The organism is Yoonia sp. KMU-150, assembly GCF_056858355.1.
In genome coordinates this window covers 58,362-75,498 of the sequence record NZ_JBXEQF010000004.1, presented here as the reverse complement: position 1 = coordinate 75,498, position 17,137 = coordinate 58,362, and the positions used below count along the sequence as shown (strand labels likewise).

General features: G+C 64.1%; 15 protein-coding genes. 11 read left to right on the top strand and 4 right to left on the bottom strand.

From position 1 onward, the window contains the following. The coding region (locus tag AC04PH_RS17175; RefSeq protein ID WP_483067064.1) for a nuclear transport factor 2 family protein at window positions 1–887 on the bottom strand (887 nt) is incomplete at its 3' end. Between the two features lie 293 nt (window positions 888–1,180). On the opposite strand from AC04PH_RS17175, the gene AC04PH_RS17170 reads away from it, so the two are divergent. The 11 genes from AC04PH_RS17170 (at window position 1,181) to AC04PH_RS17120 (ending at window position 13,074) form a co-directional block, all read left to right on the top strand. Next, the gene (locus tag AC04PH_RS17170) at window positions 1,181–2,419 is read left to right on the top strand and encodes an ABC transporter substrate-binding protein (RefSeq protein WP_483067063.1); all 1,239 of its coding nucleotides are present in this window, start codon (window positions 1,181–1,183) and stop codon (window positions 2,417–2,419) included. A 102-nt stretch (window positions 2,420–2,521) separates the two neighbouring features. Continuing rightward, window positions 2,522–3,550: a carbohydrate ABC transporter permease gene (locus tag AC04PH_RS17165; RefSeq protein WP_483067062.1), complete on the top strand. Its 1,029-nt coding sequence runs from the start codon at window positions 2,522–2,524 to the stop codon at window positions 3,548–3,550. A gap of 11 nt (window positions 3,551–3,561) precedes the next feature. Continuing rightward, window positions 3,562–4,443: a carbohydrate ABC transporter permease gene (locus AC04PH_RS17160; RefSeq protein WP_483067061.1), complete on the top strand. Its 882-nt coding sequence runs from the start codon at window positions 3,562–3,564 to the stop codon at window positions 4,441–4,443. Between the two features lie 12 nt (window positions 4,444–4,455). Further along, complete coding sequence (locus AC04PH_RS17155) at window positions 4,456–5,508, top strand: ABC transporter ATP-binding protein (RefSeq protein ID WP_483067060.1); 1,053 nt, start codon at window positions 4,456–4,458, stop codon at window positions 5,506–5,508. A 98-nt stretch (window positions 5,509–5,606) separates the two neighbouring features. Next, window positions 5,607–6,938, top strand: coding sequence for a histidinol dehydrogenase (hisD, locus tag AC04PH_RS17150; protein WP_483067059.1), 1,332 nt, complete (start codon window positions 5,607–5,609; stop codon window positions 6,936–6,938). 75 nt (window positions 6,939–7,013) lie between these two features. Beyond that, a complete protein-coding gene (locus tag AC04PH_RS17145; RefSeq protein ID WP_483067058.1) occupies window positions 7,014–7,778 on the top strand; it encodes an SDR family NAD(P)-dependent oxidoreductase in 765 nt (254 codons plus the stop codon). Beyond that, window positions 7,778–8,797, top strand: coding sequence for a LacI family DNA-binding transcriptional regulator (locus AC04PH_RS17140; RefSeq protein WP_483067057.1), 1,020 nt, complete (start codon window positions 7,778–7,780; stop codon window positions 8,795–8,797). The genes AC04PH_RS17145 and AC04PH_RS17140 overlap by 1 nt, the downstream gene beginning before the upstream one ends. Beyond that, on the top strand, window positions 8,797–9,807 hold the full coding sequence (locus tag AC04PH_RS17135) for a nuclear transport factor 2 family protein (RefSeq protein ID WP_483067056.1): 1,011 nt from the start codon (window positions 8,797–8,799) through the stop codon (window positions 9,805–9,807). Before AC04PH_RS17140 ends, AC04PH_RS17135 begins: the two co-directional genes overlap by 1 nt. Next, entirely contained in the window at window positions 9,804–10,784 is a 981-nt protein-coding gene (locus AC04PH_RS17130) for a nuclear transport factor 2 family protein (RefSeq protein WP_483067055.1), read from the top strand. Before AC04PH_RS17135 ends, AC04PH_RS17130 begins: the two co-directional genes overlap by 4 nt. Further along, window positions 10,781–11,731 carry an ester cyclase gene (locus AC04PH_RS17125; protein WP_483067054.1) on the top strand — a complete coding sequence of 317 codons (951 nt, stop codon included), beginning with the start codon at window positions 10,781–10,783 and terminating at the stop codon, window positions 11,729–11,731. Before AC04PH_RS17130 ends, AC04PH_RS17125 begins: the two co-directional genes overlap by 4 nt. Further along, the gene (locus AC04PH_RS17120; RefSeq protein WP_483067053.1) at window positions 11,701–13,074 is read left to right on the top strand and encodes an amidase; all 1,374 of its coding nucleotides are present in this window, start codon (window positions 11,701–11,703) and stop codon (window positions 13,072–13,074) included. Before AC04PH_RS17125 ends, AC04PH_RS17120 begins: the two co-directional genes overlap by 31 nt. Here the strand turns inward: AC04PH_RS17120 and hisD (AC04PH_RS17115) are convergent. The 3 genes from hisD (AC04PH_RS17115) to AC04PH_RS17105 all read right to left on the bottom strand — a co-directional run bounded on the left by hisD (AC04PH_RS17115) (window position 13,062) and on the right by AC04PH_RS17105 (window position 17,059). Next, window positions 13,062–14,351: a histidinol dehydrogenase gene (gene hisD, locus AC04PH_RS17115; RefSeq protein ID WP_483067052.1), complete on the bottom strand. Its 1,290-nt coding sequence runs from the start codon at window positions 14,349–14,351 to the stop codon at window positions 13,062–13,064. The genes AC04PH_RS17120 and hisD (AC04PH_RS17115) overlap by 13 nt on opposite strands. 215 nt (window positions 14,352–14,566) lie before the next feature. Beyond that, window positions 14,567–15,673, bottom strand: coding sequence for a ParB/RepB/Spo0J family partition protein (locus AC04PH_RS17110; RefSeq protein WP_483067051.1), 1,107 nt, complete (start codon window positions 15,671–15,673; stop codon window positions 14,567–14,569). A gap of 72 nt (window positions 15,674–15,745) precedes the next feature. Then, the gene (locus AC04PH_RS17105; protein ID WP_483067050.1) at window positions 15,746–17,059 is read right to left on the bottom strand and encodes an AAA family ATPase; all 1,314 of its coding nucleotides are present in this window, start codon (window positions 17,057–17,059) and stop codon (window positions 15,746–15,748) included. Between the last annotated feature and the right edge of the window lie 78 nt (window positions 17,060–17,137).

The following is a 17,137-nucleotide window of genomic DNA, read 5'->3' as shown; positions in this document are numbered from 1 at the left end:
TGCTGCGGGATGTAGAAGCCATCAGGAATCGCGGCGTAGAGGCCGACCACCTGATGCGTCACCGCCCCGTGGCCATAAAGCTCTTTCATCAGCGGGCCGTGGTATTGCACCGTTGGTGCATAGACGTCGCGGATCTTGCCGAACATGCGACGATTGTGGATTTCGTGCAGCCAGCGCAGCACCTCTTCCTCGTCCTTGCTGTTGGCGATGGAGGTGTCACATTCCGCCTCTGGCGGATACTGCCCGATCATCCGGCGGTTCTCGCCCATATCGACGGCCAGCAACCCTTTCTCGAAATAGGGGCGCGCCAGGTTTTCGGCATAGGCCTGCGGGTCCAGCCCGATCTGTTTCACTTGCGCCATGGAATCCACGACCAGCCATTCGCGGTAGATCATGTTCTCGTAGATCATGCAGTCGGCAATAGTGCGCGCGACGAAGGTCCGCCCGGTGGGCGGGCCATAGATGCCCGGCTGGCTGTGCCGCCCGGTCCCGGTGACCAGATGCGAGGTGTAGAACCCGTCGTCCTCGTTGCCGTTCCAGATCACCTGCGTGGCCATGCCGCGCCGTTCGGGCAGCATGAACATGCGCTTGATGGTGTCATGCACCACGTCTTCGCGGTTGTAGATCGTGCCGGTGGCGCCATAGACGACGCAGTTGTGCGTATAATGGGTGTAGATCAGGCCGACGTCACGCTCGTCCCAGATGCGGTGGGTGCAGCGCACGATGTAATCGACGATGTCGGTATAGATCGGATCGAAGCCGCGCATCGGCTGTGCCCGCTCCCGGTCGGTGGGCACCATATCGACGAAATCGCGCCGCTCGGATTGCAGGACCGTGTCGCTGGTGCCGCGCTTTTTGTCTGTCGCAGGGGTATCCTTGGCCGCCATGATCTGTACTTTCTGTGGTGTCGCACTGGAATCACAGCGATCATCTGCGCATTTCGCATACGTTTGCAACGATTTCTTTTGCAAAGCGCCGCGATATGGCGGTTTCTGTCAAAAAATAAAGGATATAGGGCCGTTCCCAGCGCGCGGGAACGAGAAAATCATTGCAAGCGTAGTCAGTTCTGGCTAGCGTTGACGCAGCGCTAACCTGCTAAACGGCGTCAAACATCACAAAAAACCTCGGCATCTCAACGACGTGCACAGAGGGTTACCATGACCAACGGGAGAAAATCTGAATGATTCTCAATTTCAAAACAACGGTTGCGACCTGTGCGCTGATCGCGGCGGCCGGTGTCGCCTCTGCCGATTGCGGCATCGAATCCGGTTCCGTCCGCATTCTGTCCAACGACTTCGCCGCCCTTCACGCCATCGCCGATGCCGCTGAAACCTGCGCCAGCGACAGCGTCGAAGTGACCCGCAACCAGACCGAGGACCACAAGGCCATCCAGGTCGCGGCGCTGACCACGAACCCCGCCACCTACACGGTCGCCGTCGTCGCCACGAACTCCATCGTGCCGCTGATGAACGACGACCTGATCCGCCCGCTTGACGATCTGGTCGCCGAATACGGTCAGGACCTGCAGGAAAGCCAGCTGATCCGCGTCAACGGCAAGGTCATGGCGATCGCCTTCATGGCGAACGCGCAGCACACCTTCTACCGCGAAGACCTGCTGGCCGAGCATGGTATCGAAGTGCCGACCTCCTACGAGGAAATGTTCGCCGCCGCTGAAAAGCTGCGCGAGGCGGGCGTGATGGAAACCCCGATCGCCTCCAGCTTCAAGCCCGGCTGGAACATGGCCGCCGAATTCGTGAACGCCTATCTCGGCACCGGTGCCGACTTCTTCAAGCCCGGCACCGCCGAGCTGGATATCAACAACGAAAACGGTATGCTCGTGCTCGAAACGCTCAAGCAGATGACCGAATACATGAGCGCCGACTACGCGACCTACGACAGCAACGCACAGAAGCCTGTCTGGGAAGCCAACGAAGTGGCGCTTGCCATCTCCTGGGGCTCGCGCGCCGGTGCCTATATCGGTGACGAGGCTGCCGATCCTGAGATCGCCGCCAACACCAGCTTTACCGCGGCGCCGACCATCGGCGGCAACGACATCCCCTCCGCCGCGCTGTGGTGGGATGGCTTCACCATCGCCAAGAACATCAGCGACGAAGATGCGGTTGCATCCTTCAAGGCGATGATGGTCGGCATCTCGCCCGAGATGGTCGCCGAAAACCAGGACCTCGCCGTATGGCTGGTCGAAGGGTATGAGCCAACGAAGGCCGCAGAAGGCGTGATCGCCAACCTGCAGGCCGGTGCCCGCCCCTATCCGATGCTGCCCTACATGGGTCTGCTGCACACGGCTGCCGGTGACAACCTGACCGACTACCTGCAGGGCTCGGAAAGCGCGGAACAGGCGCTGGAAGACATCACGGCCGCCTACACGACAGCCGCGACAGAGGCCGGCTACCTCAACTAAGCCAAGACCCGACAGGGAAGGCCGATAACGGCCTTCCCGACCCTATCCGAAAAACCAGGGCGATGAACCAAAGCGGTTGACCGTTCACGGGGGAGGTGTGTCATGCCACACAAGACGTTCCTGGCCTTTATCTGGCCGTCACTGTTCGCGATGGTGCTATTCATTGCGATCCCGATCTTCTCGGTCGCGTATCAGTCGCTGTTCATCGAACACGAACAGATCATGATCGTCGGCGAAACCTGCGGACCGTTCGGCTGCTCGCCCGAGGTCAGCGTCGACGTCGAGGCGATGACCGAACTGCGCGAGGAACAGCCCGCCGGCCGCTTCAACGGTCTGGGCACCTACACCAACCCCAGCCACCTCGCCTTCACCGAAATCCGCGAGATCGTGTCGACATCGGAAAACTTCGGCGAGATCCGCAACCGGATCATGAACCTGCCGTTCTACAGCGCGCTGGCGTTCACGCTGGCATATACCTTCGTGGTCACGCCGCTGGTCATCATCCTGGGCTTCATCATTGCGGTCGCCGTAAATTCGGTGCCGAAATTCCTCAAGGGGCCGGTGATCTTCTTCTCGTTGCTGCCGATGATCGTCACCCCGCTCGTCGGCTCTCTGGTTCTCTACTGGATGATCGACAGCCGCGGGATCATCGGGGCGGCGCTGCAATCGCTGTTCAACGACCCGTCACTCTCGCTCAAGGCCTCGGCCACGCTGACCTGGCTCACGTTGTTCGTCTATGGCGTCTGGCACTCCGCGCCCTTCGCCTTCGTCGTCTTCTACGCCGGTTTGCAATCGGTGCCGCAGGACACGATGGAATCGGCGATGGTCGACGGTGCGAACCGGTGGGAACGCATCCGCTTCGTCGTCATGCCCTACCTTTTGCCGCTGGCCACGTTCATCGCGCTGATGCAGCTGATGGATAACTTCCGGGTGTTCGAACCGATCATCGGCTTCTCGGCACAGGCCTACGCCACGTCGCTCAGCTATCTGATCTACGTCGACCTGCGCGAATCCGACTCGCCGCTCTACGGCTCTGCCGCCGCCACGTCGATGCTGACGGTGCTGGGCGTGATCATCCTGCTGTTGCCGGTCCTGCGCCGCAACTGGCGCGAATTCAACCGCAAGACCTGAGGGGAAAGCACATGGCAAATCCTAACGAAAAGAAGCCGCTGCCCCTCAAGATCCTCGTGATCGGGTTCGTGCTGCTCTGGCTCTTCGTCGCGGCCTTCCCGTTCCTGTGGACAGCCTGGGGGTCGTTCAAGGTCGAGGGTGATTTCTTCTCCCGCGCCAACTGGATGAACGCGATCTTCGGCCCGGTGACCGAACGCCAGACCGGCGGCAAGTTCACCACCGACGGCTACTACGGCGCATGGGTGGAACGCGAATTCTGGCGCGCCGCGCTGAACTCCGGGATCGTTGTGTTCTTCACCGTGCTGATCTCGCTGACGCTCGGCACGCTGGGCGGCTACGCGCTGGCACGGTCGGGGTTCAAATACACCTTCTGGCTGCTGATGGTGGCGCTGGTGTTCCGCGCCATGCCGCACGTCACGCTGGTGTCGGGCTACCTGCTGCCCTTCTTCGAACTGAACATCTGGGGCTATCTGCCCACCACGATCATCGTGCTCGTGGCGATCAACCAGCCCTTCACGCTCTGGATGCTGCACAGCTTCTTCCTGTCGATCCCCAAGGATCTGGACGAGGCGGCGATGGTCGACGGCTGCACCCGTTTCCAGGCCTTCCGCCTGACCATCATCCCGGTCATGTGGCCGGGCGTGGTGACCACCGCACTGTTCAGCTTCCTGCTCGCCTATAACGACTTTACCGTCACGGCGATGCTGCTGAGCCAAGAAAATTCGACCATGATCCCGGAAATCGAGAGCTTCCTCGGGTCCACCCAGGAAGAGGGCAAAGTGATGTATGCCGTGGCCGCCGTGGTCTCCGCCATCATCCCGCTCTTCGTGCTGATCATGTTCTTCCAACGTCAAATCGTGAGCGGCCTGACCGCTGGCGCCGTCAAAGGATAAGGGGGCTTCACAATGGCCAGACTTCAACTCAAGAACGTCAACAAGCGCTGGGGCAGCTTCATCGGCGTCGACAACTTCGACCTCGACATCGCGGACCAGGAATTTCTGGTGCTGCTGGGGCCATCGGGCTGCGGCAAGTCGACCACGATGCGCATGATCGCCGGACTGGAAGACGTCACCGAAGGTGAAATCCTGTTCGACGACAAGGTCGTCAACGACATGGACCCGAAGGACCGCGACATCTCCATGGTGTTCCAGTCCTACGGGCTTTATCCCAACCTGTCGGTCTATGAAAACATCCGCTTCCCGCTGCGCGTCCGCAAGGTGCCCAAGGAAAAGCACGACGAGATGGTGATGACCGCCGTGCGCATGACCGAGCTTGAGGATTTCATGCACCGCCGTCCCGCCGAACTCTCCGGCGGTCAGCGTCAGCGTGTGGCCCTTGGCCGCGCCATCGTGCGCAAGCCCAACATCTTCCTGATGGACGAACCGCTGTCGAACCTCGATGCGAAACTCCGAGTCAGCACCCGCGCGCAGATCAAGAACCTGCAATCGAAGCTGAAGATCACGACCGTCTATGTGACCCACGACCAGATCGAGGCGATGACCCTCGCCGACCGCGTGGTCGTGATGAACAAAGGCAAGATCCAGCAGGTCGGCACGCCGACGGACATTTACGACGAACCGGCCAATACCTTCGTCGCCAGCTTCATCGGCTCTCCCGCGATGAACCTGGTCGAGGGCAAGCTGGCGAACGGCACATTCGAAGGCCCCAATATCCGGGTCGAGGGGCTGCCTGCCGGCCCGTCCGGCAACGTCACGCTGGGGTTCCGCGCCGAAGACGCCGAAATCGTCCCCGCCGGTGGCCAGATCGAGGCGCCGATGTATTCCATCGAACTGCTGGGCGAGGCGTCGATGATCACATGGCGGCTTGGTGACGCGCTGGTGTCCGTCAAGACGAACAAGGAATACCGCGCCGAAATCGGCGATGTGGTGCAGGCGGCGATTCCGGCCAGCATCTGCCACCTGTTCGACACGGCGTCCGGTGACCGGATCGCGCTCTGACCCGTTCGGCGTCGGGCGGACCCGCCCGCGCCACCCCCCCTGCCCCGCGCGGTGGTCCGCCGCGCCCACGCCTGCAAATCCAGCCCGAGGATGTTGAAATGACCGTCACCTATCTCAAGCGAGGTAAACCCGAATCCGAACGTGCCGCCGACGACACTGCCGTCCGCGCCACCGTCGAGGCTGCCCTGAAAGACATCGAGACCCGTGGCGATGCCGCCGTGCGCGAGATGGCCGAGAAATTCGACAGCTACAGCCCCGAAAGCTACCGTCTGTCGGATGACGACATTCAGGCCCTGATCGCAAAGGTGGACCCGCGCGATCTCGACGACATCCGCTTCGCGCAGGAACAAGTCCGCAATTTCGCCCAGGCGCAGCGCGATTCCATGCTGGATATCGAGGTCGAGACCATGCCCGGCGTGTTCCTGGGCCACAAAAATATCCCCGTGCAATCCGTCGGCTGCTATGTGCCGGGCGGCAAGTTTCCGATGGTCGCCTCTGCCCATATGTCGGTCGCCACCGCCGCCGTCGCGGGTGTGCCGCGCATCATCGCCGCCACGCCGCCCTTCAAGGGCGAACCCAATCCGGCGGTGATCGCCGCGATGCACATGGGCGGCGCGCATGAAATCTATGTGCTGGGCGGCATTCAGGGCATCGGCGCCATGGCCATCGGCACCGAAACCATCGACCCCGTGCATATGCTCGTCGGTCCCGGCAACGCCTTCGTGGCCGAGGCCAAGCGCCAGCTGTTCGGCCGCGTCGGCATCGACCTCTTTGCAGGCCCCACCGAAACCATGGTCATCGCGGACGAGACCGCCGCCGACGCCGAACTCTGCGCGACCGATCTGCTGGGCCAGGCCGAACACGGCTACAACAGCCCCTGCGTGCTGCTGACCAACTCCGAAAAGCTGGCACGCGACACCATGGCCGAAATCGACAGGATTCTGAAAATCCTGCCCACCGCCGATACCGCATCGAAAAGCTGGGAAGACTACGGCGAGATCATCGTCTGCGATACCTATGACGAAATGCTCGCCACCGCCGACGACATCGCGTCCGAACACGTGCAGGTCATGACCGACCGTGACGACTGGTTCCTCGACAACATGACCTGCTACGGCGCGCTGTTTCTCGGCCCGCGCACCAACGTGGCCAACGGCGACAAGGTCATCGGCACCAACCACACCCTGCCCACCAAGAAGGCCGGGCGATATACCGGCGGTCTCTGGGTCGGCAAGTATCTGAAAACACACAGCTATCAGCGCGTCACCACGGACGAGGCCGCAGCCTCCATCGGCGCCTACGGCTCGCGTCTGTGCATGCTCGAAGGCTTCGTCGGCCACGCCGAACAGTGCAACGTGCGGGTGCGTCGCTATGGCGGCGTCAACGTGCCCTATGGCGAAGGGGCACCCTACCGGGACGCGGCGGAATAGGGCCGCGCCTTCCCGCATCACCTTGCCTGAAATACTCCCGCCGGAGGCTCCGGCACCTGCAACAAGGACCACTCGATGACACTCCCGCAAACCCCGTCCTTCCGGCTTGACGGCAAGCGCGCGCTGGTCGCGGGGGCGTCATCCGGTATCGGGCTGGGCTGTGCGGTCGCACTGGCGCAGGCGGGGGCGCATGTCACCCTCGCCGCCCGCCGCGCGGACAAGCTGGCCGAGGCGGTGGACGAGATGCGCGCCGCCGGTATGCAGGTCGACGCCCTGTCGCTCGACGTGGCCGATGTCGCGGCGACCGGAAAGGCGGTCAGCGACAACGGCCCCTTTGACGTGCTGGTCAACTCCGCAGGCCTCGCCCGTCACGGCCCGGCGCTCGACACCACCGAGGATGATTTCGACGCTGTCGCGACCCTTAACATCAAGGGCGCGTATTTCCTCACCCGCGCCGTCGCGCGCGGGTTGATCGACGCCGGCAAGCCCGGCAGCCTCATCAACATCTCCAGCCAGATGGCCCATGTCGGCGGGATCGACCGCGCGGTCTATTGTGCCACGAAACACGCCGTCGAGGGCTTTACCAAGGCGATGGCGCTGGAATGGGGCAAGCAGGGCATCCGCGTGAACACGATCTGCCCCACCTTCGTGCGTACGGCCCTCACGCAATCGACCTTCGACAACCCCGACCGGCTCGCCTGGATCATGGACAAGATCAAGCTGGACCGCGTCGGCGAGGTCACCGATATGATGGGCGCTGTCGTCTATCTCGCCTCCGATGCCTCCGCCCTGATGACCGGCACGCACCTACTGCTGGATGGAGGTTGGACAGCCGACTGATGCCGAACGACCGCATCACCTCGCTTCAGGTGGCCAAGCTGGCAGGCGTTAGCCAGTCGGCAGTCAGCCGCGTCTATACCCCCGGCGCATCGGTTTCCAAGGCGACCCGCGAAAAGGTGCATGTCGCCGCGCGCGAGCTGGGCTATCGCCCCAACGTGCTGGCCCGCGCCATGATCACCGGCAAAAGCCGCATCATCGGCCTGGTCGTGGCTTATCTCGAAAACCAGTTCTACCCGCAGGTCGTGGAAAAGCTGTCCATCGCGTTGCAGGCGCAGGGCTATCACGTGCTGGTCTTCATGTCGCAGCCCACCGTGGGCGACGTGCAGGACGTGATGGAGGAAATCCTCGACTACCAGGTCGACGGCATCGTGCTCGCCTCCGTCTCGATGTCCTCGGAACTCACCGCGCGCTGCACCGATCACGGTATCCCCGTGGTGCTGTTCAACCGTGATCAGGACGATCCGCACCTGTCCTCGATCACGACCGACAACCGCGCCGGCAGCCGCGCCATCGCCGCGCATTTCGCCGATCTGGGCCACACCCGCATCGGCTATATCGCCGGGTTCGAGGGCGCATCGACCCAGCGCGACCGCGAACAGGGCTTTCGCGACGGGCTGGAAGAGGCGGGGCTGACCCTCGGCTATCACACCGTAGGCGGGTTCGAGTATCAAAAGGCCCGCGTTGCGGCGCTGGAGATGTTCGCAGGCCCCGACAGGCCCGATGCGGCCTTCGTCTGCAACGATCACATGGCCTTTGCCGTGATGGACACGCTGCGCAGCAAGCTCGGCCTGCGCGTGCCGGAGGATGTCAGCATCGCCGGGTTTGACGACGTGCCCATCGCCGCATGGCCCGCCTATGACCTGACAAGCTACCGCCAGCCGATCAACCGGATGGTGGCGCAGACCGTGCAGACCCTGCTGTCGCGCATCGCCGATCCGCAGACCACACCGCAGAAAATCAGCCTGCAGGGCGAACTGATCCTGCGCGGCTCCACCCAACCGGCAAAACAGGACCCATGATGCGCGGATTCGATCCAAAATGGCGCGACGTGCCAGACTACATCATCGGCATCACCAAGGAAATCTGGGAGGACCGCAGGATCGGCGCACTCCGCGGACTCTACGCCGACGGCCTGATCGTGCGCTCCCCCGCCTCTGTCGTGGTGGACAACACCAACGTGATCGCCGCCACCATGGCGACACTGGCCGAATTCCCGGACCGCGAATTGCTGGGCGAGGATGTGATCTGGTGCGATGATCCCGAAGGGGCCACCGACACATCCGATGCCTTCCTGTCGTCGCACCGGCTGATCTGCACCGCGACCCATTCGCACCCCGGCATGTACGGCGCGCCTACGGGCAAGCGGGTCGCCTACCGCATTCTGGCCGATTGCGCGATCCGCGACGGCGCCGTTTACGATGAATGGCTGGTCCGCGATCAGGCCGCCATCGTGCAGCAAATGGGTTACGATGTCGTCGGCTGGACCCGTGACCTCATCGCGCGCGAAGGCGGACCAGAGCTTTGCGTGAAACCGATGACACCCGCCAACGACGTGCCCGGCCCCTACACCCGCAAGGGCAACGACGATCCCTTCGGCGCGCGGCTGGCCGAGACGCTGACCGCGATCATGGCGGCCGATCTCGATGTGATCCCGCGCCACTATGACCGCGCCGCCGCCTTGCATTACCCGGCCGGGCAGGACGGCATGGGCTGGGCGGATGCCGATAACTTCTGGATGGGCCTGCGCGCCGCCTTTCCCACCGCCAGTTTTACCATCGACCATACCGTCGGGCGTGACGATCCGCTGATGCCGCCGCGCGCGGCGGTGCGCTGGTCGCTGCACGGCACACATTCCGGCTGGGGCCGCTTTGGCACCCCCACCGGGGCAGAAGTCTATATCATGGGTATCACCCATGCAGAATTCGGCCCCTTCGGCGCTGGCGATCCCACGATCCGGCGCGATTACACCCTCATCGACGAAACCGCGATCTGGAAACAGATCCTGCTGCAGACAGGCCAACACGCATGAAAGATTTTTCCAACCAGTTCAAGGACCTGCCGGACTACATCATCAAGATCACCAAGGAAATCTGGGAGGATCGCGGCCTGTCGACCCTGCATCACTACTACGGCAAGGACATCCCGATGCGGTTCCCTTCGCATCTGGCGATCGGCAACGCGGGCGTGATCGACGGGACGCTGGCGACCTTGGCAGAAGTCCCCGACCGGCAGCTTCTTGGCGAAGACGTGATCTGGTCCGAAGGGCCGGAGGACGGGCGCTATCTGTCGTCCCACCGCCTCGTCACCATGGGCACCCACACCGGCCACGGCGCGTTCGGCCCGCCCACCGGCAAGCGGTTCGAAATCCGCGTGATCGCCGATTGCGCCGCCAAGGCCGATACCATCGACGATGAATGGCTGATCCGCGACGTGGGCGGCATCGCCCGGCAACTGGGCTGGGACGTGCCCGACTACGCCCGCTACCAGATCCAGACCGAAGGCGGCCCCGACGCCTGCGTCAAGCCCTTCCACCCCGATCAGGACGTGACCGGCCCCTATACCGGGCGCGGCAATGACAACGAATGGGGCCAGCGGCTCGCGGGTATCCTGCAACAGATGATGGACAAGGATTTCACCGTGATCCGCCGCGAATACGACCGCGCGGTCCGCACCGAACACTGGGGCGCGCGCGGCGGCTGGTCCTACGATTTCGCCGAGACCGACTGGATGCGCCTGCGCTCGTCCTTCCCGACCGCGAAATTCGAAATCCACCACGTCATCGGCCGCAGCGACCCCGGCCTGCCCAACCGCGCCGCCGTGCGCTGGTCGCTCACCGGCAAGCATTCCGGCAGCGGCTTTTTCGGCGCGCCCACAGGGGCAGAGGTGCATGTCATGGGCGCCACCCACGCCGAATGGGGCGAATGGGGCCTGCGCCGCGAATTCACCCTGCTGGACGAGGTCGCCATCTGGAAACAAATCCACCTGCACACCGGGGCCGTGGAATGAGCCGTTTCGCCACCCTGCCCGACTACATCCAGGGTGTGACCTTCGAAATCTGGGAACAGCGCAAGATCGCCTCGCTCCGCGAAAGCTATGGCAGCGACATGGTCATGCGCTCGACCCAGGCGCTGATCCTCGGCACCGATGGCGTGATCAAGGATACGCTGGCGTCGCAGGCCGCCTTTCCCGACCGCGAGATCCTCGGCGACGATGTGATCTGGTCGGGCACCGAGAAAGACGGCTACCTCTCGTCGCATCGCTCCGTCATCACCGGCACGCACACCGGTCACGGCGTCTTTGGCCCGCCGACCGGCAAGCGTGTCACCACCCGCTGCATCGCCGATTGCTTCGTGCAGGATGACGTGATCACCGATGAATGGCTCTGCTACGATTTCTCCTCCATGGTCCAGCAGCTGGGCCACACGCCCGAAGGCTGGGCGCGCGCCATGATCGCGCGCGAAGGCGATACCCCCATCCGCCCCTTCACCCCCGATCAGGACCGCCCCGGCCCCTATACCGGCACCGGCAACGATCACGCACTGGGCGACAGGCTGGCCGACATCCTGTCGCGCATCATGGATTACGATGTCGCCGTGATCGACAAAACCTATGACCGCGCCGTGGGCTATTACCACGCGGGCGGCGTCACCGGCTGGGGCCGCCAGACCCTTGCCGCCGAATGGATGCAGCTGCGCGCGGCCTTCCCCGACGCCACCTTCACCGTGCACCACCGCATCGGCCGCGACGATCGCGGCGAACCCGACCGCGCCGCGATCCGCTGGTCGCTCGACGGACAGCACACCGGCCACGGCAAGTTCGGCGCCCCCACCGGCGCGCCCGTGCACATCATGGGCTTTACCCATGCGGAATTCGGCCCATGGGGCCTGCGCAGGGAATGGTCGCTTTGGGACGAGGTCGCGATATGGAAGCAGATCCTCCTCGCGCAGGGCTGACATTACACCCCGCCGACCTGCCGCTGGACCGCGCGCAGGCGGCGCTGCGGTCCGGCGCACTCACCGCCGTCACGCTGATGCAGGCGCATCTTGACAGGATCGCCGCGCGCGATCCGGCCATCGGGGCCTTTGTCCACATCGCCGCCGACAGCGCCATGGCCGCCGCACGCGCCGCCGATACCGCCCTTGCCAACGGGACAGAACCCGGCCCCCTGCACGGTATCCCCTTCGCGGTGAAAGACATCTTCGACGTGGCCGGCTGGCCCGTGCGCTGGGGTTCGCGCCTGCAGGAAACCCGCGTCGCGCAAACCACCGCCCCCGCCGTGCAGGCGCTGCAGGCGGCGGGCGCGATCGCTCTCGGGCTGGTGGCGACCTATGAACTCGCCACCGTCGGCCCGGACGACACGAGCCTCTATCCCCAGCCGCGCAATCCCTGGCATCACGCGCATGTCACCGGCGGGTCATCGTCCGGGTCCGCCGCGGCGCTGGCGGCGGGCATGGTGCGGATGGCGCTCGGCACCGATACCGGCGGCTCCATCCGCAGCCCCGCCGCCTATTGCGGCATCGCGGGGCTGAAACCCACCCATGGCGCGGTATCATTGGCGGACACCATGCCGCTTGTCCCCGCGCTCGACCACGCAGGCCCCATGGCCCGCACCGTGGCAGAGGCGGCGGCGATGCAGGCCACCCTCACCGGCACCCCCCCTGCCCCGCTGACAGGAATCGCAGGCCACAGTATCGCCTATGGCCGCGACTGGTGCGCCGATCCGCAGGCCACCCCAGCCCTGCAAACCCTGATGGACGATGCCGCCGCCGCCCTGTCGCTTTGCGGCGCGCGCGTCACCCTCACCCCCCTGCCCGCCTATGCAGAGATCGAGGATGCCGCCGCCCAGATCATCCTCGCCGGTGAATACGCGACCCACGGACAGGCGGCCGAGACGCAGCGCGCGCTGATCGGCGATGCGGCGGCGCGCAGTATCCTGTCAGGAAGGCCGATCACCGCCGCCGCACTGAAAGCAGCGCAGGCGATGATGACCGGATTCGCCGCCACCATTGACACTCTGCTGAATACGCATGATGCGCTGATCCTGCCCACCACGATCACCACCGCGCCGCCCTTCGCCGCCTTCACAGGCGGCGCGACGGTCTGGACAGCCATGCGCACCCTGCCATTCAACGTCACGGGCCACCCGGCGCTCAGCGTCCCGATGGGCTTTGACGCGGGCCTGCCGCTCGGGTTGCAGATCGTGGGAAAGCGCGGCGCGGATGCCACCGTGCTGCAAATCGGCGCGGCGTTCGAGGCCGCGACCGATCACACCGCACCCGATCCTTACGTGCTCTGAAGCCGGTCCAGCCGCAGCTGTGCGGCGCGCCGGTGCCCGTCCAGCCCCTCGCTGGCGCTCTGGCGCACGGCAGGCGGGGCCACGGCCTTGACCCCCGCAGGTTCCATCCACTGATGCGTGGCGACCTTCACATAGGCCCCGACCCACAGACCGCCGGTATAGCGCCCCGCCGCCATCGTCGGCAGCGTGTGGTTCGTGCCGCAACATTTGTCGGAATAGACGACGCTGGCCAGTTCCCCGATAAAAAGCGACCCGTAGTTGCGCAGCTTGCGCGCGAAATCCTTGGGGTCCGCCGTATGCACCTGCAAATGCTCTGCGGCGATGTAGTCGGAATAGGCAATCATCGTCGCCTCGTCATCGCACACGGCAATCTCGCCATAGTCGCGCCAGGCCTGCCCGGCGGTCTCTGCCGTGGCAAGCTCCGTCAACTGGCGGTCGATTTCCTCTTTCACGGCCTGCGCCAGTGTCGCGTCGGTGGTGATCAGCCCGACCCGCGTGCGGATGTCATGCTCCGCCTGCGCCAGCATGTCGGTGGCGATCATTTCCGCATCGCCGGTATGGTCGGCCAGCGTATAGATCTCCGACGGCCCGGCCAGCTGGTCGATCCCGATGGGCCCGAACACCTGCCGCTTGGCCTCGTTCACAAAGGCGTTGCCGGGGCCCATGATCTTGTCGACGGCAGGCACGGTCTCGGTGCCGAAGGCCATCGCCGCAATCGCCTGCGCGCCGCCGATGCGGAAAATCCGGTCCACCCCGGCAAGGTGACACCCGGCGATCATCGCCCGGTGCGCGTTCGGCGGCAGACAGGCGATCACCTCGTCCACACCCGCGACCTTGGCCGGGACAATCGTCATGATCGGCGCGGACAGCAGCGGATAGCGCCCGCCCGGCACATAGCACCCTACCCGTTCAATCGGAATGATGCGGTGGCCCAGGTGCACGCCGTCCAGCACCTCGATCTCCAGTGGCAGCATCGTGTCCAGCTGCGCCTGGGCAAATTTGCGTACGTTTGCAATGGCGAATTCCGTATCCGCGCGCGTCTGCGGGTCCAGTTCGGCCAGTGCGGCGATCTGATCGTCCTGCGACACCTCGAATGCGGTCAAGTCACTCTTGTCGAATTTCGTGGCATACTCCGCGACAGCCGCATCGCCGCGTTTGCGCACGTCCTGCAGGACTTTCGCGACCGTATCGGCAATGTCGGATGCGTCCGCGCCGCTGGCATCCTTCGGTTTGTGCAGTTGGGTGATGTTCTCCATCAGCGAGGCGTAAGAGCGCATGGTGTGGTCCTGTTCAGTGAATCGGCAAAAGGGAATGACGAGGCCACGATAGCGCGTCATTTCATTTTTGCAAACGTATTCAATATCGGGGTAAGTCGCTCGCGTCACTCTGCCCACCAGCGCCGTCAACAGGATTTTACAATCATTAACAACACCTTAAACAGGCGTTCGCCGTAGGGCCGCCAAAACCTTCCCCACGGGGAAGGTTTCGCCGCTCAGTCCAGCGCGTCCAGCAGGCGGGCGATCCCCTCCTCCAGCTTGCGCCGCTCGACCCCGGTCAGGTCCCGGTCCAGCTTCAGCGACAGCTGCCCGACCCCGGCGGTGCACTTCACCCGCCGCCCGCCGTGGCTGACCTCGAAGGTCGTGCGCGGCCGCCGTGTGGCCCCTGCCCCCTTCCCCGCGGTTCGGTCCTGCGGCGCGCTGTCGCCCGCAACCTCCACATCATCCCCCGCGATCCGGCGCAGGACATCCAGCTCTTCGGCGACGCCATGTGGCCCAAGCGCGAAAATTTCCGCCGTCAGGCGCGGCAACGCCGTCTCGTCCTCGTACAACCGCTTGAGCAGCGCCAGACCAAGGTTGCGGGGAATCTCTTCGGGAAAGTCGATATGCTTGCCGATCATCCCCAACAGCTTGGCAAAGCTGCGGATATAGCTGCGCTTGTTGTAGGCGGCGGATTTGAAAAGCTCCGCCACCGCGTCGTCTATATTCGTCGGCTCCGTATCGGGGTCCTGCGCATAGGCTTCCGCCACCGTCGCCATTTCGGCGAACGACAGATCCTTACGCACAAGATTCTCGTCGACCATCTGACGGTAAAGCCCGGCAATACCTTCCCCACGGGGAAGGACGTTCGCCGGGATCGCGGCCCAGGCCTCCCCCTCCTCTGCCAGCAATTCGCGGTAGGCCGACAACCGTCGGAACCCCTGAATCAGTTCGAACCTGCCATCCTCGCGCGCCTCCACCCGGATCGGGTTCGACAGGCCCACGTCCCGGATCGATTCGACCAGATCGCGCAACTCGTCGTCCGGCGCGCTGCTGCGGTCCCGCACCAGCGCCTCGGCCACGACGCTGTGCAGCGGCACCATCTGCACGATCAAGCCAGCGCGCTTGAGGCCGACATACTCATGCGCCAGCTTGTCGTTCTCGGCCCTGATCAGCGCCTCGGCATCCGCACGCTCTGTCAGCGCACCCGCGTTTTCCGCAATGGCGCTGGCCATGGGGCCCCGCCTGCGCTGCGGCTCGTCTGAGGTTCCGATGCGCGGCTCTTCCGGCAGGGCGTCGGGGCTGGGCAGGTCGATGTCGAACCCGCGTTTCTTACGGCTCATGCTGTGATCCTCCTGCGCGCAAAACCTTCCCCACGGGGAAGGTTTGCGGCGTGATGTGTGTCAAATAGGCGATTAGACACTGATTTTCTCTTCGGCCAACTGCTGCCATGCGGGCATCAGCGCCGCGTGATACTCGCTCCACGCCTGATCGAAGGTCGCCCGCGCGCGCCGCCATGTTTCGCGCGTCATCTCGCGGTAGTCGATTTCATAGACCGAACTCAAAAAGCGGTTGGATTGCTCGACGGCGCGGGTCGTCTCGATCGGGTGGACGGCCAGCTTGTCGCCAAAAACCTTACCAAAGGCATCATACATCGCACGGTGCAGATCGTTACCGGTTTCGAACCGCGTCAGCAGGAACCGCACATCGCGGAACGCCTTGGGTAAATCCATGTTCCCCGTGGGGAAGGTGCCGGTGAAACCGTCGGCCAGATCCTCCAGCGCCTCGGACAACTGCCCGATGAAAGATGTCGTGCTGTCGTATTCCCAGTATCCGGGGCCGGAGGGGATGCAGAGCATGTCGGCGGCGAATACCGCGTTCATGGATTGGTAGCCGATGGCAGGCGGGCAATCGAAAAAGATCAGGTCCCATTGATCGTCAGGGAGCTGGTCGAGGTAGCGCGACACGGCGGCAAAGAACGACCATTCCGGGTTCAGGTGGCGGTACTGGGCGCTGGCGAATTCGACAAAGGCCGCATTGGCACAGGACGGAATGATGTCGATGGTGGGCCAGTTCGTGGGCCGGATGAAATCGGCGATCCGCAGATCCTGCAGACCGAGGCCGCGGATGCTGTCGGGAATTTCGCGGCGGGGCAGGGCGGCACCGCTTTCGGCGGCGACGGGGCCGGCGTTCATCCGGTCGGTCTCGCGAACCAGATCGCGGGCCATGATGCCCCAGACGGTCTGCTCCTCGCTCACGTCGGTCAAGCCCATGGAGTGCGACAGCGTGGCCTGCGGATCGAAATCGACGACCAGCACGCGGTAGCCGTCGAGCGCGGCGGCGTGGGCGAAATGCAGCGCCACGGTGGACTTGCCCGCGCCGCCCTTGAAGTTGGCGATGGCGGAGCGGAAGGCCCGGCCAGCGGGGCGCTGCGGCATCAGGTTACGGCCCTTCACCTTGATCTTGCGGCGCAGGGTATTGACCTCGTCCAGCGAGAACCAGCGCTGACGGCCGTCCGGTTCGACCTTCCCCGTGGGGAAGGTGGGATCGGCGGCGAGGCGGCCGCGAAAGGTAGACTGGTTCATGCCCAGAATAAGCTCTGCCACCTCCCACGAGGAAAAGCGGCGCAGCGACTTCTCGTTCTCGGGCGAGAATGTCTGCTCGCGGATCCAGCCCTGCATCTTGAGCGAGCGGGCCTGGAGGTCGCGCAGTTGTTCGTGGGTTATCATCAAAGTCACCGGACGCTAATTTTGCTGTTTTTGCTAAATACGCCTAATTTTGATGTTCTGTCCAGTCGTGTTAATCTT